General features: G+C 71.3%; 21 protein-coding genes. 9 read left to right on the plus strand and 12 right to left on the minus strand.

Translation table 11 applies throughout. The annotated features are described in order from the left end of the window. Positions 1–7 precede the first annotated feature (7 nt). The 3 genes from ACFVYE_RS12685 to ACFVYE_RS12695 form a co-directional block, all read right to left on the minus strand. Entirely contained in the window at positions 8–4,981 is a 4,974-nt protein-coding gene (locus ACFVYE_RS12685; RefSeq protein WP_389605392.1) for a DNA repair ATPase, read from the minus strand. A gap of 114 nt (positions 4,982–5,095) precedes the next feature. Continuing rightward, positions 5,096–7,210, minus strand: coding sequence for a flotillin family protein (locus tag ACFVYE_RS12690; RefSeq protein WP_389605394.1), 2,115 nt, complete (start codon positions 7,208–7,210; stop codon positions 5,096–5,098). Between the two features lie 113 nt (positions 7,211–7,323). Next, entirely contained in the window at positions 7,324–8,007 is a 684-nt protein-coding gene (locus tag ACFVYE_RS12695) for a hypothetical protein (protein ID WP_389605396.1), read from the minus strand. Positions 8,008–8,267: 260 nt separating this feature from the next. On the opposite strand from ACFVYE_RS12695, the gene ACFVYE_RS12700 reads away from it, so the two are divergent. Next, the gene (locus ACFVYE_RS12700) at positions 8,268–9,338 is read left to right on the plus strand and encodes a PucR family transcriptional regulator (RefSeq protein ID WP_389605398.1); all 1,071 of its coding nucleotides are present in this window, start codon (positions 8,268–8,270) and stop codon (positions 9,336–9,338) included. A 75-nt stretch (positions 9,339–9,413) separates the two neighbouring features. Here the strand turns inward: ACFVYE_RS12700 and ACFVYE_RS12705 are convergent, their stop codons facing one another. Together ACFVYE_RS12705 and ACFVYE_RS12710 are read right to left on the minus strand one after the other, a co-directional pair. Next, a complete protein-coding gene (locus tag ACFVYE_RS12705; RefSeq protein WP_383959410.1) occupies positions 9,414–9,803 on the minus strand; it encodes an SAV_915 family protein in 390 nt (129 codons plus the stop codon). 299 nt (positions 9,804–10,102) lie between these two features. Beyond that, positions 10,103–10,558: a tellurite resistance TerB family protein gene (locus ACFVYE_RS12710; RefSeq protein ID WP_383959408.1), complete on the minus strand. Its 456-nt coding sequence runs from the start codon at positions 10,556–10,558 to the stop codon at positions 10,103–10,105. Positions 10,559–10,721: 163 nt separating this feature from the next. Between ACFVYE_RS12710 and ACFVYE_RS12715 the strand changes: the two genes are divergently transcribed. The 3 genes from ACFVYE_RS12715 (at position 10,722) to ACFVYE_RS12725 (ending at position 12,926) form a co-directional block, all read left to right on the plus strand. After that, the gene (locus ACFVYE_RS12715; RefSeq protein WP_389605401.1) at positions 10,722–11,219 is read left to right on the plus strand and encodes a BlaI/MecI/CopY family transcriptional regulator; all 498 of its coding nucleotides are present in this window, start codon (positions 10,722–10,724) and stop codon (positions 11,217–11,219) included. A 7-nt stretch (positions 11,220–11,226) separates the two neighbouring features. Then, complete coding sequence (locus ACFVYE_RS12720; protein ID WP_389605403.1) at positions 11,227–12,183, plus strand: M56 family metallopeptidase; 957 nt, start codon at positions 11,227–11,229, stop codon at positions 12,181–12,183. A 188-nt stretch (positions 12,184–12,371) separates the two neighbouring features. Next, positions 12,372–12,926 (plus strand): MarR family winged helix-turn-helix transcriptional regulator, encoded by a 555-nt coding sequence (locus ACFVYE_RS12725; protein WP_383959402.1) that lies wholly within the window; start codon positions 12,372–12,374, stop codon positions 12,924–12,926. 2 nt (positions 12,927–12,928) lie between these two features. Here ACFVYE_RS12725 and ACFVYE_RS12730 read toward each other — a convergent pair whose 3' ends face one another. Both ACFVYE_RS12730 and ACFVYE_RS12735 read right to left on the minus strand, forming a co-directional pair. After that, entirely contained in the window at positions 12,929–14,176 is a 1,248-nt protein-coding gene (locus tag ACFVYE_RS12730) for a cation:proton antiporter (RefSeq protein WP_389605406.1), read from the minus strand. 2 nt (positions 14,177–14,178) lie between these two features. Beyond that, positions 14,179–14,649, minus strand: a complete 471-nt coding sequence (locus tag ACFVYE_RS12735; protein WP_073789085.1) for a cation:proton antiporter regulatory subunit — start codon at positions 14,647–14,649, stop codon at positions 14,179–14,181. 194 nt (positions 14,650–14,843) lie between these two features. On the opposite strand from ACFVYE_RS12735, the gene ACFVYE_RS12740 reads away from it, so the two are divergent. Continuing rightward, on the plus strand, positions 14,844–15,239 hold the full coding sequence (locus tag ACFVYE_RS12740) for a nitroreductase/quinone reductase family protein (protein ID WP_383959398.1): 396 nt from the start codon (positions 14,844–14,846) through the stop codon (positions 15,237–15,239). 78 nt (positions 15,240–15,317) lie between these two features. Here the strand turns inward: ACFVYE_RS12740 and ACFVYE_RS12745 are convergent, their stop codons facing one another. The 3 genes from ACFVYE_RS12745 to ACFVYE_RS12755 all read right to left on the minus strand — a co-directional run bounded on the left by ACFVYE_RS12745 (position 15,318) and on the right by ACFVYE_RS12755 (position 17,963). Beyond that, positions 15,318–16,775: a flotillin family protein gene (locus tag ACFVYE_RS12745; protein ID WP_383959396.1), complete on the minus strand. Its 1,458-nt coding sequence runs from the start codon at positions 16,773–16,775 to the stop codon at positions 15,318–15,320. Between the two features lie 71 nt (positions 16,776–16,846). Next, positions 16,847–17,356, minus strand: a complete 510-nt coding sequence (locus ACFVYE_RS12750; RefSeq protein WP_383959394.1) for a hypothetical protein — start codon at positions 17,354–17,356, stop codon at positions 16,847–16,849. Between the two features lie 121 nt (positions 17,357–17,477). Then, positions 17,478–17,963 (minus strand): peroxiredoxin, encoded by a 486-nt coding sequence (locus tag ACFVYE_RS12755; protein ID WP_383959392.1) that lies wholly within the window; start codon positions 17,961–17,963, stop codon positions 17,478–17,480. Positions 17,964–18,061: 98 nt separating this feature from the next. Here ACFVYE_RS12755 and ACFVYE_RS12760 point away from each other — a divergent pair, with 98 nt between their 5' ends. Next, on the plus strand, positions 18,062–18,829 hold the full coding sequence (locus tag ACFVYE_RS12760; RefSeq protein ID WP_383959390.1) for a serine aminopeptidase domain-containing protein: 768 nt from the start codon (positions 18,062–18,064) through the stop codon (positions 18,827–18,829). Here ACFVYE_RS12760 and ACFVYE_RS12765 read toward each other — a convergent pair. After that, positions 18,781–19,242 carry a GNAT family N-acetyltransferase gene (locus ACFVYE_RS12765; RefSeq protein WP_383959388.1) on the minus strand — a complete coding sequence of 154 codons (462 nt, stop codon included), beginning with the start codon at positions 19,240–19,242 and terminating at the stop codon, positions 18,781–18,783. The genes ACFVYE_RS12760 and ACFVYE_RS12765 overlap by 49 nt on opposite strands. Before the next feature lie 86 nt (positions 19,243–19,328). Between ACFVYE_RS12765 and ACFVYE_RS12770 the strand changes: the two genes are divergently transcribed. Then, positions 19,329–19,601, plus strand: coding sequence for a DUF1876 domain-containing protein (locus ACFVYE_RS12770; protein WP_327274261.1), 273 nt, complete (start codon positions 19,329–19,331; stop codon positions 19,599–19,601). Here ACFVYE_RS12770 and ACFVYE_RS12775 read toward each other — a convergent pair. Beyond that, positions 19,594–20,256 (minus strand): TetR/AcrR family transcriptional regulator, encoded by a 663-nt coding sequence (locus ACFVYE_RS12775; protein ID WP_383959386.1) that lies wholly within the window; start codon positions 20,254–20,256, stop codon positions 19,594–19,596. The genes ACFVYE_RS12770 and ACFVYE_RS12775 overlap by 8 nt on opposite strands. A gap of 69 nt (positions 20,257–20,325) precedes the next feature. Between ACFVYE_RS12775 and ACFVYE_RS12780 the strand changes: the two genes are divergently transcribed. Continuing rightward, entirely contained in the window at positions 20,326–21,777 is a 1,452-nt protein-coding gene (locus ACFVYE_RS12780) for an MFS transporter (RefSeq protein WP_383959385.1), read from the plus strand. Between the two features lie 128 nt (positions 21,778–21,905). Further along, positions 21,906–23,612: a SpoIIE family protein phosphatase gene (locus ACFVYE_RS12785; RefSeq protein WP_383959383.1), complete on the plus strand. Its 1,707-nt coding sequence runs from the start codon at positions 21,906–21,908 to the stop codon at positions 23,610–23,612. The last annotated feature ends 14 nt before the right edge of the window (positions 23,613–23,626 follow it).

Consider the following 23,626-nt stretch of genomic DNA (forward strand, 5'->3'; position numbering starts at 1 on the left):
CGCCCGGTCAGTGATCTTCCTGCGGAACGGCGGATGGCGGCGCCGCGTGCCGGGCCTGTGGGCCTGCGAGCAGATGGCGCGGGTCCGCGACCCGGACGATCGCCGACTCGACCGCCGCGATCCGGTCCGCGAGCAGCCCCAGTGCGGCGACCGCTCCGGCTGCGGGGTCGCCGTCCGGGGCGCCGAGCGCCTGCGCACGGACGTAGGAGGCGGTGATCGCGGACCAGCGCGCGGACTGCTCGGCGGTGAGGCGGCCGCGCAGCGCGGCGAGTTTCAGCAGGTTGGACTCCGCGCCCGTGGCCAGCGTCTGGGCCTCGCCCGCGTAGTGGTCGTCGATGACGGCGAGGAGTTCCGCGTCGTTCATCACCGGCACGATCCGCTCGGCGATCTTGTTCATGTTGCGGTACGAGCCCTGCAGCCGGAACGGCGGCTCGGTGCGCGTCGCGTCCGTCTGCGCGGCCGAGGCGATGTACGCCGCGTTCACGGCCAGGACCGTGTCCCGGGCGGTCAGCAGATGGCGCAGGACCGCGACGATCCGGTCCACCTCGGCAGGCGTGTACGGGTGTTCGAGCCGGTCCGCGCGGGTTGCGGGGTCCGTGCCGGAGGCGAGCCGCACGAGCAGGGCGAGATCTTCGCGGGAACGCCCGGCGAGCGGGGCGAGCACCGGGTTGGCGGTCAGCGCGTTCTCGACGAAGCTCAGCGCGAAGACGTCCTCGCGGCCGCTCAGCACCTCGCCGAGATTCCACACGTCGGCCCGGTTGGCGAGCATGTCGGGGATACGGAACCGTGCCCCCGACTCGGTGTACGGATTGCCCGCCATGCACACCGCGAACCGCTTGCCCCGCAGGTCGTAGCTGCGCGGCTCGCCGTCCCTCACGCCCTCGACACGGCGGGTGGCGTCGCAGAGCGGAATGAATTTCTGGAGCAGTTCGGGCGAGGTGTGCTGAATGTCGTCGAGGTAGAGAAGCGTGTTGTTGCCCGTCTCCAGAGCAAAGTTGATCTTCTCGATCTCCTGGCGGGCGGTCGCGGTGCGCGCCTGCGCCGGATCGAGGGAGGTCACGTCGTGGCCGAGGTTCGGCCCGCTGATCCTGACGAGGACCAGGCCGAGCCGGTCGGCGACGTACTCCATGAGCGTCGTTTTGCCGTAACCGGGCGGTGACACGAGCAGCAGCAGGCCCTGCGAGTCGGTACGCCGGTCGGCGTCGGCGGTGCCGAGCTGCTTGGCGAGGCTGTCGCCGATCAACGGCAGATACACCTCGTCCAGGAGCCGGTTGCGGACGAACGCCGACATGACGCGCGGCCGGTGGTCATCCAGCCGCAGCCGGGCACGCTCGGCGGCAACGAGTTCGGTGCGCAGGCGCTGATAGGCGCGGAACCCGGGGACGGTGGTGGTGCGGAACCCTTCGGTGCGGGCGAGGAGTTCATCGAGGCGGACGGTCAGCCGGCCACGGTCGATGCGCGGGTGGGTGCCGAGCAGGCCGTCCACGGTCGCGGTGAGCGGTGCCTCGCACTCGTACCGGGCGAGCACCGGCTCCGGGCAGAGCTCCACGGCGACGGCCTCCGCCAGATCGCCCGCGTCGATCTCCGTACCGCTCGCGGCGGCGTACGAGGCGAGCCAGCCCTCGACCAGCTGACGCCGGGCGGAGAAGTCGTCGTGGAGTGCGGCGAGGTCCTCGTCGTACGCCGAAGATCCCGTCGTACGACGGAACTTGTCCAGGAACGTGCGGGCGGTGGCGCTCGTGACGAATCCGGCCGGGCCGCTCGTCAGCTCCTCGAAGAGATACGCGGCGACGGCCCGGGAATCGTCGCCCGGGATGACGTCCGACCACTCCTCCTGAAGGCCGGTGATGGCCGGGGCGAGGCCGAACGTCTCACGGGCGCGGGCCAGCGAGAGGGCCCGCCGGGTCCAGGAGGCGCGCCGGGGCTCGTCCGTCCCGTACGCCCAGAACAGCTGTGCCGCCGCTCGTACGGCGGGCGGGCAGCGCAGCAGTCCGGCCCCGGCGTGCAGCCTCAGCAGGGTGGTGAGGATGGCGGTGGCGTCCTCGTCGTGGACCCCGCGCTGGTAGCCCTCGTCGTACGCGGACGCCGCCGACTCCCGCACCAGTGATGTCAGTTCGGCAGGGTTCAGGGCGCCGAGGGTGTCGGCGCCCTGCTCGTCCAGGAGCCGGGCGGCCAGATGCTCGGCGCGGTAGACGTGCGGGGACTCCGAGGGCAGCGTCTGGTCCCAGTGCGGGCGGGCCGCCTCGAAGGCCGGGTCGGTGACCGGCGCCCGGTAGTCCGTGCCGGTGAGGGCGAACGCGAGCCGGTCCCCGTGCGGGACGAGCGTCAGGTCGAAGGGCTGGGTGTTCACGGCGAACCGGTGCCGGCCGAGACGGATCGTCGCGCCGCCGTCCGCGTACAGCTCACTGCGGTCGCGCAGGGCCCGCCCGGCCTCCTGACGGGCGGCCAGCAGCTGCCCGTCCAGCTCCTCGGCGCGCACCGGGTCGCCGAGTTCCCGCAGCTCGTCCGCGGTGCGGCGGACCTTGGCGACCATCGGGTCGGAGGCGAAGTAGGTGTGGACGGCGTCCAGGTCGGGCAGGGCGGCCAGCCGGCGGGACACCGTGTCCAGGACCCGGGCCGCCGAACCCGCCAGCCGCTCCGTACGCCGGGCGCGGGCGTCCTGCAACGTCTGCTTACGGGCCGAGAACGCCTCGTACACTTCTGTCCGCCGCCCGGCCAGCTCGGCGAGGAAGTCGTCGAACTCCGCGAACCGCGACTCGAGGTTCTCCAGCTGGAGGAGCAGCCTGGCCAGTTGCTCATCGCAGGCGTCCGGGGTGTCCGCGGCGGCCAGCGCCCCCGTGACGGCCTGCCCGAGCAGTGCGAACTCGGCGGCGAACTCGGCGCGGCCCTCGTGGTCCAGGAGCTCGCGGCGGCGCGCGTCGAGGGTGGCGCGGACCCGGTTCACCCCGCCGAGGACCTCCGCGATCCGCTCCAGGACCGACGTACGGACCGTCGCGTCACCGATGTCGAGCCCGGCGACGACATCCGTGACGGTGCTCAGGCCGGCCGTCATCTCCGTCAGCCGGTCGCCGAGCGCCGAGGCATCCACGACGGTGGTGAGCGCGGACGCCTCGGCGGCCAGGCGCGAGATATCCTCGTGGTAGCCGGCGAACGCGTCGTCCCGGCCGAGGAATGCGACGGCGCGCCGGTCGGCCGAGTCGATGTCGGCGGCGGTGTCGGCGGTCAGCGCGGCGATCCGCTCGGTGTCGGCGTACCGCATCTCGGCGAGCGTCGCCAAATGGCCCTGGGCGCGGCGTAGTTCGGTGAGCCGGGCGACCCAGGCGGCGGCCGAGCGGGGGGCCTCGCCACGGATGCGGCGGACGAGTGCGGTGAGCCGTTCGGCCGTCTCGGTGAGCGCCTCGGCGGCCTGCCGGGTCAGCTCCTGCACCGTGTCGAACTCGGTGAGGACCTGCCGGGCGGTGGTGAGCAGCTCCGCCAACGGGGCGGCCAGGTCGCCGAGTTCGGTGTCGGCCAGCCAGTGGTATCGGTCGGTGGCGCGGGTGCAGTCCGCGACCAGTTGCGCGTACACGGCGGCGGTCGTTGTCGTCTCGGCGGCGCTGTGCGCGAGTGCGAGACAGTCGGAGATGCCGCGTACCAGATCGGCGTTGCCGATCCGGGCGAGCGGACCGGTCCCGGCGGGCCGGGAGGCGGCGTAGGTGTCGGAGACGTACGGGGTCTGCCAGCGCTGCAACGGGTGGACCCGGGCCGGTTCGTCGCCCGTGGCGCCACCTCGCAGGAGGACGAGCGTGCCGTCGTCGAGCAGGGCGTGGCCGCGGCCCTGGAGGGGAGTGGCGACCTCCTGCCGGATCAGGTTGTAGGGCAGGAGCAGGCTGCGGCCGTCGTCGGGGGAGCGGAAGACATACAGGACGTCCTCGCCGTTCGGCGAGCGGACCGCGCGCTCGAAGACCGGGTCGGTGAGCGGTTCGGCGATGTCGAAGGTCTTGGCGGTGCCGGTGGTGAGGTAGTAGCCGCCGGGGAAGATGATCCCCTGGTCCTCCGGGAGCCGGTGGCAGGCGGGCCCGATGAGGTCCAGACGCAGGACCGTGCCGAGGAGTGTGTTGTAGACCAGATGCCGCCAGGACTCCTCGTTGTACGGGCGGACGCGGAGCAGGACCAGCGGGCCGATCGCGGCATGCTCGACATCCGCGTCGGCGAGTGACTGGAGGGGTTCGGTGACCGGTTCCTCGTAGATTCCGTCGGGGGTGTCGGTGTCGTTGACCGTCTTGACGGTGAGGGTGCCGCCGAGTGTGTCGACGAAGAGGACGGCGTCCGTGCCGACGCCGTCGCTGTCCTTGCCCACGGCGATGTGCGGGTGCCGGCCGAGGACGTGGGCCTCGCGGCCCGCGACGGTCCAGGTGAAGTCGTGCGACGGCGGGAAGACGTGATCGCGGTCGCCGCGCGCGTCGAGGAACGCGCCGGGTGAACCGTCCGGGGCGAGCGCCCAGCGCAGCACGCGGATGCCGTCGGCACTCTCGCCGGTACGGAAGACGGCGAGCAGCCTGCCGTCCACGCGGCGCAGCCGCAGGAGGCGGGCGTCGCGGTAGTAACGGTGCAGGGCGGTGAATTCGCGTACGAAGGCCTCGTCTTCGAGCAGACCGCCTCCGCCGTGGGGTGTCTCCACCAACTCGGGTCCGTACAGGGCGAGTACGTCGCCGACCCCGGCGGCTTTTGCCGCTCCCGGGCCCCGTTCGAACCCGAACAGCAGCCGGCCGCCGACGGCGACCAGGTCGCGGGGTACGGATGGCTGCTCGGTCCGGATCTGCTCGGTGCCGGTGAGCCGGAGCTCGGTCGACCCGAACTCCTTCGTGCGCCGCGTGTTGAGCACCTCGGCGCGGCTCGCGAGATCGGCGGCCCGGGCGGTCAGCCTGCGGCGCAGCACGTCGTACGTCCCCGCGTCCACGGGGCCGCCGGCGGGCGGTGCGGTCGTGGTGTCGGTTTCCATACGTACGGCTCTCCCTACGAGGTGTGTGGTGCGGCTGCGTCCCGCTGCCGGGCCGGGTCCTCGGCCGCCGGACGGGCGTGATCCGTCCTGCCCGTCCGGCGATCGAGGTTCGCGCTATGCGACCGGCGACCCGTTGTGCGAAGCGGGTACGTCGAACGCCCCCACCACCGCGGACACCGGCATATCCGCAAGGCCCAACTCCCTTGCCGCAGCCAGCAGCTGCTGCACCTGCCCCGGCGCAACCCCCGTCCCCGGCGCCCGCATCATGCGCATCAGCAGCGCCGACACCGTCAGGTTCTGCACGTCCCCCGTCGACACCGACCCCAGCACCCGCGTCAGATCGTCCGTGAACGACGACGTGCCGTTCAGCCACGGCCCCGCAAGCGCCTTCGCCGTGTCCGAGTTCTCGACGAACCCGTCGAAGCTCTTGCCCATCGAGATGGACGAGACGAGCCGGTCGAAGAAGACCGACTCCCCGCCGACGATGTCGATGTCGGCGTTCTCCAGACCGGTCGCCAGTACCGTCGCCTGCGCCTCGGCGACCTGCCGCTGCACATCGAGCCCGGCCAGCCGGATCTCCTTCTCCGCGGCGAGCCGCAGCCGGTACTCCTCGTGCCCGCGCGACGCGTCGTCCAGCGCCGCCATCGCGGCCGCCTTCTCGGTGAGCCCCGCCGCCTCGGCCTTCAGCTTCTCGCCGATCATCGCCGCGTCGGCCGTCGCCTGGGCCTGCGTGCCCTCCGCTGCCGCGAGCGCCTTGAGCCTGGACCCCTCCGCCTCGGCCTTGAGACGGGCGGACGCGGCCTCGGCCTCGGCGAGACCGGTCTTCTCGATGACGTCGGCCTCCGCGTCACGTACCTGGACCTCGGCGAGTCCGGGCGCCGCGGACTCCGCCTGGATGCCCTCGGCCAGCCGCAGCTTCGCCTGGGCGTCCAGGTCCGCGGTCTTCAGCCGGGCCTCGGCGAGCGTCAACTGCTCGGCGGCCAGGTGGGTGGCCGCCGCTTCCGCGGCCTCCGCGGCCTTGATGTCCTTGACCAGCTTCTCCTGGGCCTCCGCCTCGGCGGCGATGACGACCGACCTGCGGGTGCGCTCCGACTCCTCGACGGCCCGCAGCGTCTTGATGGACTCCTCCTGCTCGGCGACCGTACGGTCCACGGCGATCCGCTCCCGGATCACATCGGCGACCTCGCGGCGCTCGGTCTCGACCTCCTTCGTCGCGGCGATCCGGTTGAGTTCGGTCTGCCGCTCGCGTCCGATGACCTCGATCAGCCGGTCCTTCTCGATGCGCTCGTTCTCCACGGCGATGACACGCTCACGGTTCTTCTGCGCGACGGCGATCTCCCGGGCCTGGTTCTCGCGCTGGATGCCGAGCTGCTCCTCGGTACGGATGAACGCGGTCTGGGCGCCGAGCCGTTCCTCCTCCTGGACCCGGGCGGTCGCTGCCTCCTCACGGGCCCGCAACGTCTCGACCTCGCGGCGCTGCTTGATCTCGGCCTCGGCCTGCCGGCGCTCCAGCTCCAGAATGGTCTCGCGGGCGTCGACGTTCTGCCGGGTGATCTCCTTCTGCTCGGTGCGCTGGTACTCGTTGGTGCGTACGTGCTCGATCGCCGTCAGCTCGGTGATCTTGCGGATGCCCTGTGCGTCGAGGATGTTGGCGCCGTCGAGCTGGGACATCGGCGTCTGTTCCAGGTGGTCGATGGCCGCGTCGTCGAGGTGGTAGCCGTTCAGGTCCGTGCCGATGACCCGGATGATCCGGTCCCGGAACTCCTCGCGCTTGGTGTACAGATCGACGAAGTCCAGCTGCTTGCCCACGGTCTTGAGCGCCTCGGCGAACTTCGCGGCGAAGAAGTCCTGGATCGCGACCTTGTCGCTGGCGCGCTCGGTACCGATGGACTGGGCGACCTTGATGACGTCCTCGACGGTCTTGTTGACACGTACGAAGAAGTTGATGTGGATGTCGGCACGGATGTTGTCCTGGCAGATCAGGCCCTCGCGCCCGGTGCGCCGGATCTCGATGGTCTTCACCGAGATGTCCATGTACTCGGCCTTGTGCAGCACCGGCAGGACGACGGCCCCGGTGAAGGTGACATCGACCTTCTTGGTCTTGGAGATGATCAGTGCCTTGCCCTGTTCCACCTTGCGGAAGAGCCGGCTGATGACGAGAAGCAGGGCGACGGCGATGAGCAGGACAACGGCTACGAGCACACCGAAGCCCAGGGTGATGGCATCCATGACAGTCCTTGGCGGCTGGTGAGGAAGGTGGAGAGGTCAGAGGTTTTGCCCGGATGGCCGGACGGCCGGACGGCAGGGCGGATTCGGCGATGCGGTGGCGACGGGCGGGACGGTCAGCCGGAGCGACGCGGAGTCCGGCGCGCACCCGGGCGGGTACCCGGACTCCGGTTCGTGCGCGGCTTCGGTGGTCCCGGGTCCAGCGCCTTGTCGTACGGCGAGACCCAGAAGAACTCGCCCTCGTCGTCGTACGCGTACAGAAGCCCCGCACTGCCCGAGGTGAGAACCGCGTCATTCGCCGGGCCGAGCAGCCTGACCTGGACGATCGCGGTGGAACCGTCGGCCGCCGCGACCTCGGCCTGGCCGAAGTCGGAGCTGACGGAACCGGTACGGATCGTGCAGACCCGGCCGAGGAAGTCCTGGCGCGACGGAGGGGGTTCGTCCGGGAAACGCCGGCGCACCAGACGCACCAGCACCCGCATCACGGCCCAGGCGATCAGCAGCGCCCCGGCGAACACCGCACAGGCGAGCCACGCGCGGGTGATGCCGGTGACACCGCTGCGGTGCAGCAGGACCGTACCGGCCAGGCTCGTGAACCAGCCGACGACGACCATCACGGACACCGAGACGGTGACCGGCACCCCGCCGATCCCGGCCATGCCGGTGTCGAGGTCCCCGTCGAAGGAATGGTGGTCGGCCGCACCGGCCAGCACGAGGAGCCAGAAGAAGACGACGACGGCCAGGGCGGCGCCGAACAGGACGGCGGGAAAGGCGGTCGCCGCGCTCAGGAACTCCTGCATCCGTCCGCCCCCTGTTCCTTGCGGGCGGTCCGGTGGTGACCCCGGTGCTGCGGTACCGCACAGAGCGGTGCCGCAGCAGCCGGGTCTTCCCCCGTATCCCCCGTGTTCCCCCGGTTGGTGCTGATCGATCGTGTCACTCGGGGCCGTGCAACGCACTGCCGGAGTCCGGCAATCTTTGTACGTCCTTGGTGCCGGGCACCGGCACCGGCCGGTATGCGTTGGGTGAGTGTCAATGTCGCGTCAGGAATTGAGGAGTGCGCGTGCCGGAGCCGGAGATTCCCGACGAGTATCTGGGGGACTATGCCCGCATTCTGGTCGATGTAGCCGCCACCGGCCGCCGGCTGACCCGGGACGAGCTGGACACCCGCCGGCTCCTGGGCCGGGAGGCGGCCGAGGCCGGATTCCAGTTGCGCGCCCTGGTCGGCCTCCATCTCGCGGCGACCCGCACCGTCTGGCCGCGAGCAGCCTTTGCCGATGAGGCGTCCTCCGACTCCGTGCTGGCCGCGGTCGAGCAGGCCGTCGATGCCTTCGCCGCGGGCTTCGAGCGGGCCCAGCGGCTCACCGTTCGGCGCGAGGAGGCGGCGCGCCGCGAGTTCATCGACGATCTGCTGTACGGGCGCAGCGATCTGGGCAGGCTCGCCGAGCGGGCCACCCGGTTCGGGCTGCGCCTCTCGCGCGCCCACGCGGTCGCGGTGGCGACGGGCCCGGAGGCGTACACGGAGACCGACTCCGTGCCGCGAACGGTCGAGGCGGCGCTGCTCGGGCGCTTCGGCGGCCGGAAGATCCTGATCACGACGAAGGACGGTCGGCTGGTCTGTATCGCCCCCGGCGGCCAGCCCGATGTCCTGCGGTATTTCGCCAAGCAGTCGCACGCGGCGACGGACGGCGGCCGGGTCGCCGTCGGCCGCCCGCACCGGGGCCCCGGGGGCGTCGTGCAGTCGTACGACGAGGCGCTCGACGCACTCGATCTCGCGGAACGGATGGATCTGGACGATCCGGTGCTGTACGCCGCCGACCTGCTGGTCTATCCGGTGCTGACCCGGGACCGGCAGGCGATGGCCGATCTGGTGCGCAGTCAGCTGGGCCCGCTCAAGGAGGCGCGCGGTGGCGCGGAACCTCTCCTGAAGACGCTCACCGCCTACTTCGACGCGGGCTGTGTGTCCGCCGAGACGGCCCGTCGGCTGTCGCTGAGTGTGCGGGCGCTCACATACCGGCTGGAGCGGATACATCAGCTGACCGGTTCCGATCCGTCCGACCCGATGCACCGCTACACCCTGCAGACGGCGGTCATCGGCGCCCGGCTGCTGGACTGGCCGGCCAAGGAGCTGTGACCCGGTCCGCACCGATGCCCCACCTGCGGGGCCCGTGACCTCATCCGCGGGGTCCGTGGCCTTCCCGCCCCGTCGTCAACGCCCGCACCGGGTGGCGGCGGTGGGCCCGGACCTCGGATACGGGCTGCGTCGACGGGCCCCGGCCGCAGGGGTGGCGGACCGTCCGGGGGCCTGCGCGGTCAGCTGGGGATCGACGGTGAGGGCGGTGACACCGAGCGGCATGCCGAGCGCGCGCAGGGCCGGTTCGGAGAGCCTGATCCAGGGCTGACCGTCGCCCAGGGTGGCGGCGAGCCGGTGCGCGGAGGTGAAACCGACGGCTGTGCGGTCGCCCAGCGGCGTACAGAAGAACCGTGCCGTCCATCCGTTGGGGCAACCGGCCGGTCCCGGCCGGACGGGGACGAACAGGGGTCCGGCCGGGCCGGGTTCAAGAGGTTCGGGGTCGTCCGTTCCGCTGCGGTCGGACATGGTGTGCCTCCTCGACGGGCCCGGGTGCATGTGTGCTGCATCCATCACGTTATGCCCGTACGTGAGGGGAGACGGTACGGCCCTGACGCGCACTTGACGCGAGACCCCGCACCCGTGACGCGATGCTGATGCGTGCCACGGGGAGCGGGGTCTCGGAAGGGAGTGGCCGGAGGTGTGCATCGGGGGGAGTGGCACACCCCCGGCCTGCCGGGCGCGGGCCGGTGGTCGGTCGGTCCGCGGTCGATCCGGCGCTATGGGGGTGGGACCGGGCGTATCCGGTCCGTCGAGCAGCGGGAGGCTCAGAGGTCGAACTCGTGCGGCGGGAGGTCGAGTGCGAAGCACGCCTCCCGGACGACGGCCTGCTCCGTCTTGTCGAAGTCGCCGTCGGCGCCGCCGATGACGATGCCGATCTGGATGACGGCACGAGCCTCGGCAGGCTTCTTCTTCGCCTTGCCGATCTCCTGGAGCACGCTGACCTTGCCGAAGGCGAAGTCGGCGGTGAGCTTGTTCACGTAGTCGTTGAAGCGGCGCTGCAGATCGTCCGCCGGGAAGTTCTGCAGAACTTCGTTGGAGGCGATCAGCGAGGCGACACGCTGGCGCTCGGACGGGTCGATGGAACCGTCGGCCGCCGCGACCAGGGCGCACATGGCCATGCTCGCGTCACGGAACGCGCCGCTCTTCAGGTCGTTCTTCTTCGCTTCCAGCTGCGACTGCATCGACGAAGCGGATTCCTTGATCCGATCCCACAGTGCCATGACGTCTCCATACGTTGTGTTGCGTTGTGTTGCCGGAATGAATTCCAACTCTACAGACGTGTAGAAGTTAGCAGGACGGGCGCCCGCTGTGTCCCGGAAACATCGGTAAGTAGGATGCTGCGACGCCGCGGCCGACGCGGTATCGCAGAAGGGCGGACCCCAGATGGACTCGGCCAGGCCCGGCCGCCACCCGGACAACGAGCCGCCCCACGAGGAAGTGCCCGACGCCGTGAGCCCCGGTCCCGTGAGCCCCGACGGCCGGCGGCTCCGCAGACGCGGGCAGGGCGAACTGGAGGCCCAGGTCCTCGCCGTACTGCACTCGGCGAACGGCCCCGCGACGGCCGGCTGGGTGCAGGAACACCTCGACGGCGACCTCGCGTACACCACCGTCATCACGATCCTTTCCCGCCTCTACGCGAAGAACGCCGTGACCAGGTCCCGCGAGGGCCGCTCCTACGCCTGGACGTCCGCCTCCGACGAGGCCGGTCTCGCGGCCCTGCGGATGCGCCGCGTACTTGACGGCGAGCGGGACCGGGACGCCGTGCTCGCCCGCTTCATCTCGGCCCTGTCCCCCGGTGACGAGGAACGGCTGCGCGCGCTCCTGGCCCGCGCGGCTGCCCCGGACGACCCGGACAACCCCCCTGACACGGAAGGCCGATAGCGGTCCGATGGGTGTCTTCGTCTGTCTGCCGCTCGTGCTGCCGCTGACCGCACTGCCGATCGCGCGCCTCGCCGAACAGCATCTGCACCCCCGCAGCGCGACCAGGCTGCTCGCCGTCGTCGGCACGCTGCTCGCTCTGTGCAGCACGCTGTGTCTGGGCCTGCTGGTGGTGGTCGGCACGGCCCAGCTCCCGGGCAATCCACTGCCGGACAGCTGGTCGGACCCCCAGGTGCGGGACGCGGTGCCGTACGAGGTGAACGCGGGCATCGCCGCGATCGGCGTGCTGGCAGCGGTGATCGGGGCGTGCGGGTGGACGGTGTACCGCCATGTGCGGTTGCGCATCCGTGCCGGCCGCGCCCTGTCCGCCGCGCCTTCCGTCATCTCGGACGATGTCGCCGTGCTCCCGGACCCGGAGCCGTACGCCTATGCGTTGCCCGGCAATCCGGGCCGGGTCGTCGTCTCGACCGCGATGACCCGGTGTCTGGACGCCCGTGAGCGCCGGGCCCTGATCGCCCATGAGCGGGCCCATCTGGCCGCCCGGCACCACCGCTATCTGCTGGCCGCCCAACTCGCGGCGCGCGCCAACCCGTTCCTGCTGCCGTTGCGCACGGCGGTGGCGTTCAGCACCGAACGATGGGCGGACGAGGAGGCCGCACGTGCGGTCGGCGACCGGCGTGTGGTGGCGGTCGCGGTCGGCAAGGCGGCGCTCTTCACGCACCGGGCCCCGGACGCCTCGGTCGGCTTCGCCGCCTTCGCGAGCGCCGCTTCGGCGGCGGGCCCCATACCGCGCCGGGTGGCGGCGCTGCTCGCCCCGGTTCCGCAGGCCCGGCTGTGGCCCCCGTCGTCCGCCCATGCCGCCCTGGCGGCACTTGTCGCGACGGCGGGCACGGCGGTCTCGGCGCTTTCGTCGCTCAACGCGGCGGTGACGCTGGTGCGGATCCTGCGCGCGGCGACCCCGCTATGAGCCGTACGAAGGGGACCGGCTCGCCGTCGCGCCGGCCGGTCGAGGGGGGCGGGCGGTGCGGCTCGGAGGGACCGGAAGGCTGATATGTCACCATGCAAACGTTGCACAGTCCAAATGTTTGTGCCGGCGCCCGGCGCGCGGGTCGCGGACCGATTCGAGTACCAGCGGCCGGCACGGTACAAAGAGGCATGGCCGCGCACGAACAGACACGTGAGGACCGATCCCCGGACCGGGGCGGGGACGATGACGTCGACGAGGTGACGCGCGCCGTACTGACGGCTTCCAGGCTGCTCGTCGCCGTCTCCGCACGTTCACTTGCGGCGATGGAGGACAGGGTGACGCTGCCCCAGTTCCGGCTCCTTGTCGTGCTGTCCACGAACAGGAACGCCAAACTGGTGACGCTCGCCGAACGGCTCGGGGTGAACCCGTCGACCGCGATGCGCATGCTGGACCGGTTGATCGCCGCCGGTCTCGCGGAGCGGGAGGTGAACCCCGCCAACCGCCGCGAGACGGTGCTGCGGGTGACCTCCGAGGGCCGCGGGCTGGTCGAGGACGTCACGGCGGGCCGCCGCCGGGAGATCGCCGCGATCGTCGAACGCCTCGCCCCGGAACAGCGCACCGCCCTGATCGACGCGCTGACCGCGTTCGCCGTGGCGGGCGGCGAACCGCCCGTGCCGGGAGACGGCTCGGACGGGTACCCGCTGGGCTGGACGTCCGACCTCCCCGCCCACCACGACGTCTGACCTCAGTCGGCGGAGGAGACGAATTCCTCCTGCGCGGCGGGCGCCGGGCGGCCTGCGGGAACTTCACCGGCCCGTGTCCCGTCCTTGCCGTTCCGGTCCCGCCACGCCTGGATCCGGGCCACGGCCGGCTGGGTCCAGCGGGCGGTGAGCGGTCCGACGATGACGAGGATGAGGACGTACGCGGTGGCGATGGGCCCGATACGGGGCTCGGTCGCCACGGCCAGGCCTGCGATGACGATGGAGAACTCGCCGCGTGCGACGAGCGTTCCGCCGGCCCGCCACCGCCCGCGCGAACGGATCCCGGCCCGCCGGGCCGCGTACCACCCGGTGCCGATCTTGGTGAGGACGGTGACGACGGCCAGCAGCGCCGCCGGAAGCAGTACCGGCGGAATCTCGGCCGGATCGGTGGAGAGTCCGAAGAACACGAAGAAGACGGCGGCGAACAGATCCCGCAGCGGCGTCAGCAGCTTGCGCGCTCCCTCGGCGACCTCGCCCGAGAGCGCGATACCGACCAGGAACGCCCCGACGGCCGCGGAGACCTGCAACTCCTGTGCCACGCCGGCCACCAGGACGGTCAGCCCGAGCACGACCAGGAGCAGCATCTCCGGATTGTCGGAGGACACGGCCCGGCTGATCAGCCGCCCGTGCCGCAGTGCCAGATAGAGCACGAACCCGACGGTGCCGAGCGCGATGAGCAGCGCGATGCTGCCCCCGGCGAAGCCCACGCCCGCGAGCATCGCGGTGAGCAGCGGCAGATAGACGGCCATCGACAGGTCCTCGATGACCAGAACACCGAGGATGACGGGGGTCTCCCGGTTCCCCAGCCGCCCCAGATCGGTGAGCACCTTCGCGATGACCCCGGACGACGAGATCCAGGTGACACCGGCCAGTGCGACGGCCCCCACGGGCCCCCATCCGAGCAGCAGCGCCGCCACCGCCCCCGGGGTCGCGTTGAGTACGAAGTCCACGGCGCCGGACGGATATTGCGTCTTGAGACTCGTCACCAGCTCCGAGGCGCTGTACTCGAGACCGAGCAGGAGCAGCAGCAGAATGACGCCGATCTCGGCGCCGACGGCGGTGAATTCCTCACTGGCTCCGAGCGGCAGCAGCCCGCCCTCCCCGAAGGCGAGCCCCGCCAGCAGATAGAGCGGGATCGGCGAGAGCCCTATCCGCCCGGCGAGCCGCCCGATGATTCCGAGACCCAGGATGACGGAGCCGAGCTCCACCAGCAGCGCGGTCGTGTCGTGCACGGTCAGCCCTCCGCAATGATCTCGGAGAGCGCGTCGACGCCCTCACGCGTACCCACGACAACGAGCGTGTCCCCGATGGCCAGCCGGAAGTCCGGCCCGGGCGACGGATGCGCACTGTGCGTCCGCAGCACGGCCACGATCGAGGCCCCCGTCCGCGTCCGCGCCCGGGTGTCCCCGAGCAGCCGCCCGCCGTACGGAGAACGCGTCCCGAGCGGTATGTGCTCGGTGACGAGATCGATGCCCTCGGTCCGTACCGCGTCGATCGGCGCGGCGTCGATGAGGTGCGCGAGACCGGTGGCCTCCTGCGGTGTCAGGGGTACCGAGAGCCGGCACGAATCAGGATCGTCCTGGTCGTAGAAGCCGATGAACCGCCGCCCGTCGTGGTGGACGACGACGGAAATGTGCTGTCCCGACTCGGTCGTGTAGTCGTACTGCACACCGACTCCGGGCAGCGTGGTGCGGTGGGTTCCCATGGCTTCCTCCCGAGAGGTACGGCGGTTCATTGACGCACTTGGCAATCTCTTTAGCTGCGCATTACCTTATCCGGAGGCTCCCGCCGCCTCCGGCGTACGGGCGCGGGGCGGGGCCCACGGCTAAGCTCGCCCGGGCCGGAAGACGGCCTCGGCCGCCTTCCGGGCGACCGCAGCAACCGGCGGAAGGGCCGAGAATGTCGCGCAGCCGAGAGCTCAAATTCCGGGCGGTCACGTCGTTCCAGCGGCATGTGGTCAACCCGCTCGCCAGACAGTCGCGGTCGCAGACCCTCCTGGAGACGACGGGCCGCACCTCCGGCCTCCCGCGCCGCACCCCGGTCGGCGGCAGCCGTGTCGGCCAGGAGTTCTGGCTGGTCTCGGAGTACGGCGAGAAGTCGCAGTACGTACGCAACATCCAGGCCGACCCCCGGGTCCGGGTCCGCATCAAGGGCCAGTGGCACACCGGCACCGCCCACCCCCTGCCCGAGGACGACGCCCGCGCCCGGCTCAAGAGGCTGCCGCGCTACAACAGCGCCGTGGTGCGGGCCCTGGGCACGAACCTGCTGACGGTGCGGGTGGATCTGACGGACTGACGCCGGGCTCCACCGGTCCGGACATGCGCGTGCCCGGCCGGTGCGGTGCCGGCCGGGCACGGGCGGGGTGCGGCCGGATCAGTCGGTGATCTCGATCTTCCCGTTGGCGGATGCGGCGGGGGCCGAGTCCGGTGCCCGGTCGGGCAGATCGGCCGAAGCCGCGGCAGCCGCACCGCCCTTGAGGTTCTTCAGCAGGGCCGCCAGGTCGACTCCCGTGGTGGAGCTGAGGAGTTCCATGCCCTGGGCGACGTTGTCCGCGACCGTACGCGACAGTTGGCTCGCGCCGTCCGTCGAGATCACGGTCATCTTGTCGATGGCGCTCAGCGGCTCCGACGCCTTGGCGACGACGTGTGGCAGCACCTCGACCAGCATCTGGAGCACTGCCGCGTCGCCGTACCGGGCGAAGGCGTCCGCCTTCTTCTGCATGGCCTCGGCCTCGGCCGCGCCCTTTGCCGCGATGGCCGCGGCTTCCGCCTCGCCCTCGATGCGCACGGCGTCGGCGAGGGCCGAGCGGTGCAGCTTCTCGCCCTGACCGGTCAGCCGGGAGCGCTCGGCGTCCGCCTCGGCCTCCTTGACCTGGGCGATCCGGCGGGCCTCGGCCTCCTGCTCGGCCTGGTAACGGGCGGCGTCGGCGGGCTTGCGGACCTTGGTGTCGAGTTCGCGGTCGGTCAGTGCGGCCTGGCGCTGGGCGACCTTCTCCTGCTCCGCGAGGACTTCCTGCTGACGGGCCGCCTCGGCGAGCGGGCCCGCCGCGTTGGCCTTGGCCGCGGCGGCTTCCGTCTCGGCCTTGATCTCGGCCTGCTTGAGGTAGAAGGTCCGCTCGGCGATCGCGATCTCCTCGGCGGCCTTGAGCCGGGCCTGCTCGGAGGCGCGCCTGGCGATCGCCTCTGCGATGTCCGCCTCCTGCTTGGCGCGAGCGGCCTCGGGGCGGCCGAGGTCTTCGAGGTAGGAGCCCTCGGTGGTGATGTCCTGGATCTGGAAGGCGTCCAGGATCAGGCCCTGCCCGGAGAGGCTGGCCTCGGCCTCCTCCGCGACCTGGCCGGCGAAAGCGGCACGGTCGCGGATGATGTCCTCGACCGACATCCGGCCCACGATGGCGCGCAGTGCGCCGGAGAGCACCTCCTGGGTGAAGCCGACGATGCCGTCCTGCTGCTGCAGGAATCGCTGTGCCGCGGCCCGGATGGCTTCCTCGCTGCCGCCGACCTTGACGATCGCGACGCCTTCGAGGTGGGACTTCACACCGCGCAGGGTGACGGCTCCGCGGACGGCCACCGGGATGTGCCGGCTGGACAGGTCCAGGGTGAACTTCTGCTGGACGAACGGGACGACGAAGACTCCGCCGCCGACGACGACCTTCTGGCCGCTGTTGTCGATGCTGGTGCGGCCGGTCACCGGGTCGGTCGACTTCTTGCCGCGGCGTCCCGTGATGATGAACGCCTCGCTGGGCCCGGCGACCTTGTAGCGGGTGATGACGACGAGGGCGAGCAGTACCAGGAGTACGACGATTCCTATGACTGCGGTCACGACTGGGCTCATAAGGGTGTCCCCCCTGCCTCCCTGCGGGGACGGCAGCTTGATTTCGGGCGGTGTATCGGCTCGGGCTGTGGTCAGCGCTCGACGGGGCGGACCGCGACCGAGGTGGTCGACAGTGCGGCCTCCACCCAGATCTCGGTGCCGCGTTCGACCGGCACCGGGCTCTTCGCCGCCAGCTTCAGGGTCTGGCCGGCGAGTTGCAGCAGGACCTCGCCGTAACCGTCGGCCGGGATGGCCGTGACGACCGACCCGGACGTGCCGACGAGATCGTCGCCGCGCGGTGCGACGCTGGTCTGGTCCCGCATCAGGGCCCGGCTGAACTTCCAGGTCAGCCAGGCCGCGACGATCCCGGCCAGCACTCCGGCGGCGGTTGCGGCGACCGTGCCGGCACCGGTGGTGCCGAGCACGATCGCGCCGCCGAAGCCGAGCATCGAGAGGAATCCGGCGATGACGGGGAGGGACAGGAGGCCGTCGAAGAGGCCGTCCAGTACGCCTCCGAGGAGACCTTCGAGGATGCCGTCGAAGATCAGGGACAGGGCGAGCAGAACGATTCCCGCAATGCCGAGACCGAGGAACAAGGTCACGTGATCACCCTCCCTGGTCCACGAAATCCCCCGAACATGTCTCCCCCGAACATTTCCGTCGAACTGGCTGGATGATCCCATACACACCCGGCAACGAATACTGCCGGGTTCCGGCAATCTTTTACGCTTCTTTGATGCCGGACAGATGTTCGGTCAGTGTGTCCAGTGACTGGAACGTGGCTCCGAGCAGGGCGACATGCTTCCAGCGCAGTACGCCGTCCGGCCCGATGAGGAAGACCGCGCGGCGCACCCCGATCCCGGGCGCCGCGACGCCGTACGCCCGGGCGATCTCCCGTCCGGTGTCCGCGAGCAGCGGCATCCGCAGCCCGTGGGTGCGGGCGAACGACTCATGGCTGTCCACACCCTGTGGACTGATTCCCCAGACCTCCGCGTCGAGCTCGTCGAAGGTCTCCATGCCCGAGGAGTACGAGCAGAGCTGCTTGGTGCACACGGCCGTGTTGTCGCCCGGGTAGAACGCGAGGACCACGGCACGGCCGCGTGCGGCGGAGAGGGTGTAGTCGCGGCGCTGATACGTCTCGCCGGTGAGCGCACCGCCCGGCAGTGTGAAGTCCGGGGCTGTACTGCCGAGTTGTGGTGACGATCCCATGCCGTTTCCTCCGTGGTCCGGTGCTGCGGAAGTTTTCCGGTTCGTGTTCCGTACAGCATGCTCGTCAGCGGGTCCGGCTCCCGCACCAGGAGGCACGTATGACAGAACCGTCGTTCGCCGTCCGCCCGTCCGCGGCCGTGTACTTGCTGCACGGCGGTGCGGAAACGGGCCTGGGCCCGCCCCCGCCCGGCCCGTTGAACCTGCCCGCCGTGCGGATGCGCCCGTTCGCGCGGGCCATCGCCGCGGCGACGGGCGACGGCGCAACGGACGTTCTCGTACGCAGCGCCCGCTACACGCACCGCGGCTGGAACGGCTCCCGCGAGGACCCCTTCCACGACGTCGTACGCGCCCTCGACGCCCTGCACCGCGAGGCCGGCGAGATCCCGGTGGTTCTGGTCGGTCACTCGATGGGCGCCCGCGCGGCCCTCCGCGCCGCCGGTCATCCGCTGGTACGCGGGGTGGTCGGCCTCGCCCCGTGGTGTCCGGCCGACGATCCGGTCACCCAGCTCGGCGGCCGCGATGTCGTCCTGCTGCACAGCACCCGCGACCGCATCACGAGCCCCCGGGCATCCCAGTCCTTCACCGGCCGCGCCCGCCGCGCCGGTGCCCGCGCCTGTCTGGTCGCGATCCGGCGCAGCGACCACGCGATGCTCCGGCGCGCCCGGACCTGGCACGCGCTGACGACACGGATCGCCACCGGCCTGCTGGGTCTGGCCCCGCTCCCCGAGTCGGTCGCGACTGCACTCCGGCTCCCGTCGGACGCTCCGGCGACGCACGGAACCCTCGACCTCGACCGGCTGGACCTCGACCGGCCGGACTACGCCTGGACCGGGCGCGGCTCCGGGCCGTCCATCGGGAATCGGTAGACCGTCGACTCCCTCGCCCGGAAGCCCAGACGCTCGTACAGCCGGTTCGCGGCGGTGCGGTCCGGCCGGGAGGTGAGGTCGACGGTCCGCGCACCCGCCTCCCGGGCCAGCGCCAGTGCCTCCTGCGTCAGCAGGGCCGCGATTCCCTGCCCGCGTGCCTCGGCGTCGACGACGACGTCTTCGATACGGGCACGCAGCCCGGTCGGCACGGGAAGCAGAAGCAGCGTCAGCGTTCCGACGACACTGCCCGCGGCACGGGCGACGAGCACCGTGTTCGTCTCGCACCGCACCAGCCGATCGACCGCCTGATGATCCAGTGGCCGGGCGGTCGAGGACAGTTGGGGCAACAGCCGGCCGAAGGCGGCCACGATCTCCCCGGTCGCTTCGTGGACGATCTCTACCTCAACGCTCATGCTGCGGAGCCTATAGCGGGTGGTGGGGGTGGTGCCGTGGTGCAGCGGCGGGGGAACGGGCGCACCCTGGTAGGGAGGTGATCGTCATGACGAAGACGACTGTCGGGTGGCATGTGGACATGGAATTCGAGGAGGACTCCCACCGCACCCGTGCGGCTGCCCTGGTGCGGCTTCCGGACGGGAACGAGGTGCGGGCCCATGGATATGCGAGCCGTCACCCCTCCGACAAGGAACAGCCGAGGGTCGGCGAGGAGATCGCGGGAGCCAGAGCACTCAATGAGCTGGCGATGAAGATGCTGACGAAGGCGCACGACGAGATCGACGAGGCGTCCGGCCGGACATCGCACCCGCTCACCTGAGGCCCCCGCCTGCGAGCCGCCGGCCCCCGGGGGCGTAGTGGCCCAGGAACATGTCGACGCCGCTCGTGATCAGACGGTCCGTGGTGGCGTCGTCGATGGCTGTTCCGTACGAGCTGAAGACCATGTGAGGGAAGACCAGCAGCGCGTACAGCTGAATGATCGCCGTTTCGAGGTCGGGGATGTCCAGTCGGCCCCGCTCCGCCAGGCTGCTCAGGGCGTCGGCCACGGCCGGGTGGTGACCCGCGGGGCCGTGGTGCTGCCATGCCCCGGCGAGTTCCGGGAAGCGGTGCAGTTCGGCAGCTACGAGGTTGCGCAGGGCGATGACGTCGGCGTTGCCGCGTACGGCGGACACCCAGGCGCGGGCCGTGTCGAGGAGGGCCGCGCGGAGATCGGCGGCGTCGGGGAGATCGGCGAGCGCCTTGGTGGACGGGCCGCCGAGGGGCTCGTCGAGTGCGCCCGCGATGACGGCGGTGAACAGCGCCTCTTTGCTGCCGAAGTGGTTGTAGACGGTCACTTTCGACACGCCTGCCTCGGCGGCGATGGCGTCCATGCCGACGCCGAAACCCTCACGCAGGAAGGCCTCGCGGGCGGCCTTGACGATGGCCTGCCGCTTGGCCTCGGCGCGGGGACCGGCGGGCGGCGGTTTCGCGTTCATGGAGAGATGCTAACAGCGACCTGAACTGAACAGTTGAGTTCAAGTGAACTGAGCCGTACAGTTCAGTTCATGACTCAGGACGCCCTGCATCCGGCCCATCCCGCCGACCGTGCCCACGACCGTCCACCCGCTGATCCACGGCGGTGGATGATGCTCGCGCTCATCTGTGTCGCGCAGTTCATGCTCGTGCTCGACGTGACCGTCGTGAACGTTGCGCTGCCCGACATGTCCGTCGACCTGGACCTCGGCCGTACCGCGCTGACCTGGGTCGTCACCGCGTACACGCTGTGCTTCGCCGGACTGATGCTGCTCGGCGGACGGCTCGCGGACGTGCTGGGGGCCCGGCGCACCCTGCTTGCCGGGCTGGTCGTCTTCACCGCCGCCTCGCTGGTCTGTGGGCTGGCCGGCAGCGGGGCGACGCTGATCGGGGGACGTGTCGCCCAGGGTGTGGGGGCGGCGCTGCTGTCGCCCGCGGCGCTGTCGCTCGTCACTACGTCGTTCCATGGCAAGGAACGCAACAAGGCGCTGGGCGTGTGGGCCGCGATCGGCGGCACCGGATCGGCGATCGGCGTGCTGGTCGGGGGTGCGCTGACGAGCGGGCCCGGGTGGCAGTGGGTGTTCTACGTCAATGTGCCGGTCGGGATCGCGCTGTTGGCGGCGGTGCCTGCGTTCGTCCCCCCGAGGCCGGAGCGGCCGTCGGCCGCGCGGCTGGACGTGACCGGGGCGCTCCTCGTCACGGCCGGCACCGGATCGCTGATCTACGGGCTGGTCACGGCGGGGGACTCCGGGTGGGGTGCGGCCGGGACACTGGTTCCGGTCGTGGGCGCGGCGGCGTTGTACGCGGCGTTCGCGGCGGTCGAGCGGGTGGCCCGGCAGCCGTTGATGGACCTGCGGATGTTCACCCGGCGGCCGGTTCTCGCGGGGGCGTTCCTGATGCTGTTCGCCACCGCGTTGCTGATTGCGTTCTTCTTCCTCGGGTCGGTCTTCCTGCAGCACGGGCGCGGGTTCGGGCCGATGCGCACCGGGCTGGTGTTCCTGCCGGTGGCCGTGGCGGTCGGGATCGGTGCGCACATCGGGTCCCGGCTGGTCGGGACGGTCGGCAGCCGGGTGACGGCGGTGGGCGGAATGGTGATCGCGGCCGGGGGCTGTCTGCCGCTGACCCGGGTGGGTGCGGACAGCAGTGTGTACGGGGGGCTGCTGCCCGGTCTCGCGGTGGCCGCGTTCGGGCTCGGAGCGGTCTTCGTCACGGCCACGGCCACCGCGCTGGGGATGGTCGCGCACGAGGAGGCGGGGCTGGCCTCGGGGGTCGTCAACACGTTCCACGAGGTGGGCGGGTCGGTCGGGGTGGCGGTCGTGTCCACGGTGGCCGCGGCGGGCATCGAGGGGGCGGCGGGCTCGGTGAGCGGGTTCGCGGACGCGTTCACGGTGTGCGCGGCGGCGGCGGGGGCGTGCGCGGTCGTCGCCGGGCTGCTGGTGCCCCGGGGGAAGCCGGAGGGGACCGGAGGGCCGCACGTGCACTGAGGGGGAAACCCGGGCCCGCTCGGCGAATGAGGACATGACGGGCCCGGCTGCGGATGCGCGGTGGGGGCGGGCGGCCGACGATTGAAGGCCGGGCAGCGGGACGTCCGTGTCCGCCCCAGGAGGTTGACGTGCAGGCCGATGCGTACGCCGACAGCGCGGTGCCGTTCGACCCCACGGCCCTGGCGGCCCTGGTGGACGGCACCATGGCCGGTGTGGGCGTGCTCGACACGCGGCTGCGCTATCTGTACGTCAACCCGGCGCTCGAACGGCTCAACGGCATTCCGGCCGCCGAACACCTCGGACGCACCGTCTCCGAGGTCCTTCCGGGAGTCGACGCGGGCGAGGACATGATGCGAGCCGTGCTCGCCGACGGGAAGTCCCGCGAGATCACGTCCAGCGGAGTCACCGCCGCGGCGGCGGGCTCGGTCCGGCGGTACTGGCACGGGGCGTACCACCGGCTGGAGGTCGGCGGGCGGATCGTGGGCGTGGCCGGGATCGTGCTGGAGGTCATGGCCTCGGACAGGGGACGGCGCGAGCTGGAACAGGCCCGGCGGCATCTGACCATGCTCGACACCGCGGCCGCCCGGATCGGCACCACGCTCGACATGGACACCACCTGTGCGGAACTCGTCGACCTCGTCGTGCCGGGGCTGGCGGACCTCGCCACGGTCGAGGTGTTCCCGCCCGACATCGCCGCCCCGGTGCGCCCGGCACCCCACGGTGTGCTGCGGCTGCGCAGGGCGGCACTGACGGCGGTGGCCGGGCTGCGCGACGAGCTGCCGGGATTCGGACTGACCGGTGAGTACGTCGACTACCAGGAGGGCGCGGCCGTACAGCGCTGTCTGACGGCCAACCAGCCGGTCGTGGAGAACCACACGACCGACGAACAGCTCACCCGCTCCGCCCCCGCCCCCGAACGGGTCGCCGCCTACCGTGCCCTGGGGATGCATTCGGCGGTCGTCGTGCCCCTCGTCGTACGCGGCCGTCCGCTCGGCGTCCTCGGCCTCATCCGGGCGGGGGACTCACCGGTCTTCACGGACGAGGACGTGGTGGTCGCCCGGGAACTCGCCGGCCGTGCCGCCGTCGATCTCGACCACGCCCGCCGGTATTCCCACGAGCACACCATCGCCCTGGAGCTGCAGCGCTCCCTGCTGTCCGAGCCGCGCCCGCCGCACCCGCACATCGAGATCGCCACCCGCTATCTGCCGGCCGACCGGAGCGTGATGGTCGGTGGCGACTGGTTCGACGTCATCCCGCTGCGGGACGGGCGGCATCTGAAGGCGATGGGCGATGTGATGGGCCACGGGGTGGAGGCGGCGGTCGCCATGAGCCACTACCGCTCGCTGCTGCGGATGTTCGCCGACGACGATCTGCCGCCGCACCGCATCCTGGAACAGCTGGACCGGATGGTCGAACGGTCCGGGCTGGACCGGGCGGCGACCTGCCTGCTGGCCGTCGTCGACCGGTCCGGCGGGGCGTGCGATGTGGCGAGCGCCGGGCATCTGCCGCCGGTGCTCATCGACCCGGGGCAGGCGGGAACCAGGGTGTGCGACGAGGTACCGGTGGGCCCGCCGCTGGGCACCGGCCTCGGCGGGTACCGCACGACGCCGGTGAAGGTCGGGCCGGGCACGGTGCTGTTCATGTACACCGACGGTCTGGTGGAGCGGCGCGGCGAGGACATAGACATCTCGATCGACCGTCTCAGGGAACTGACCCTGCCCGTCGGCGGGAGCCTGGAGGACCTGCTGGACAGGGTCCTCGAACGGTTCGGACCGGGTACGGAGGACGACATAGCGGTACTGGCCTCGCGCACCCGCACCCGAGCCGCCTCCTGATCCGGGCAGCCGAC

Origin of the sequence: Streptomyces sp. NPDC058239, from assembly GCF_042882185.1 — a bacterium.
Taxonomy (GTDB): domain Bacteria; phylum Actinomycetota; class Actinomycetes; order Streptomycetales; family Streptomycetaceae; genus Streptomyces.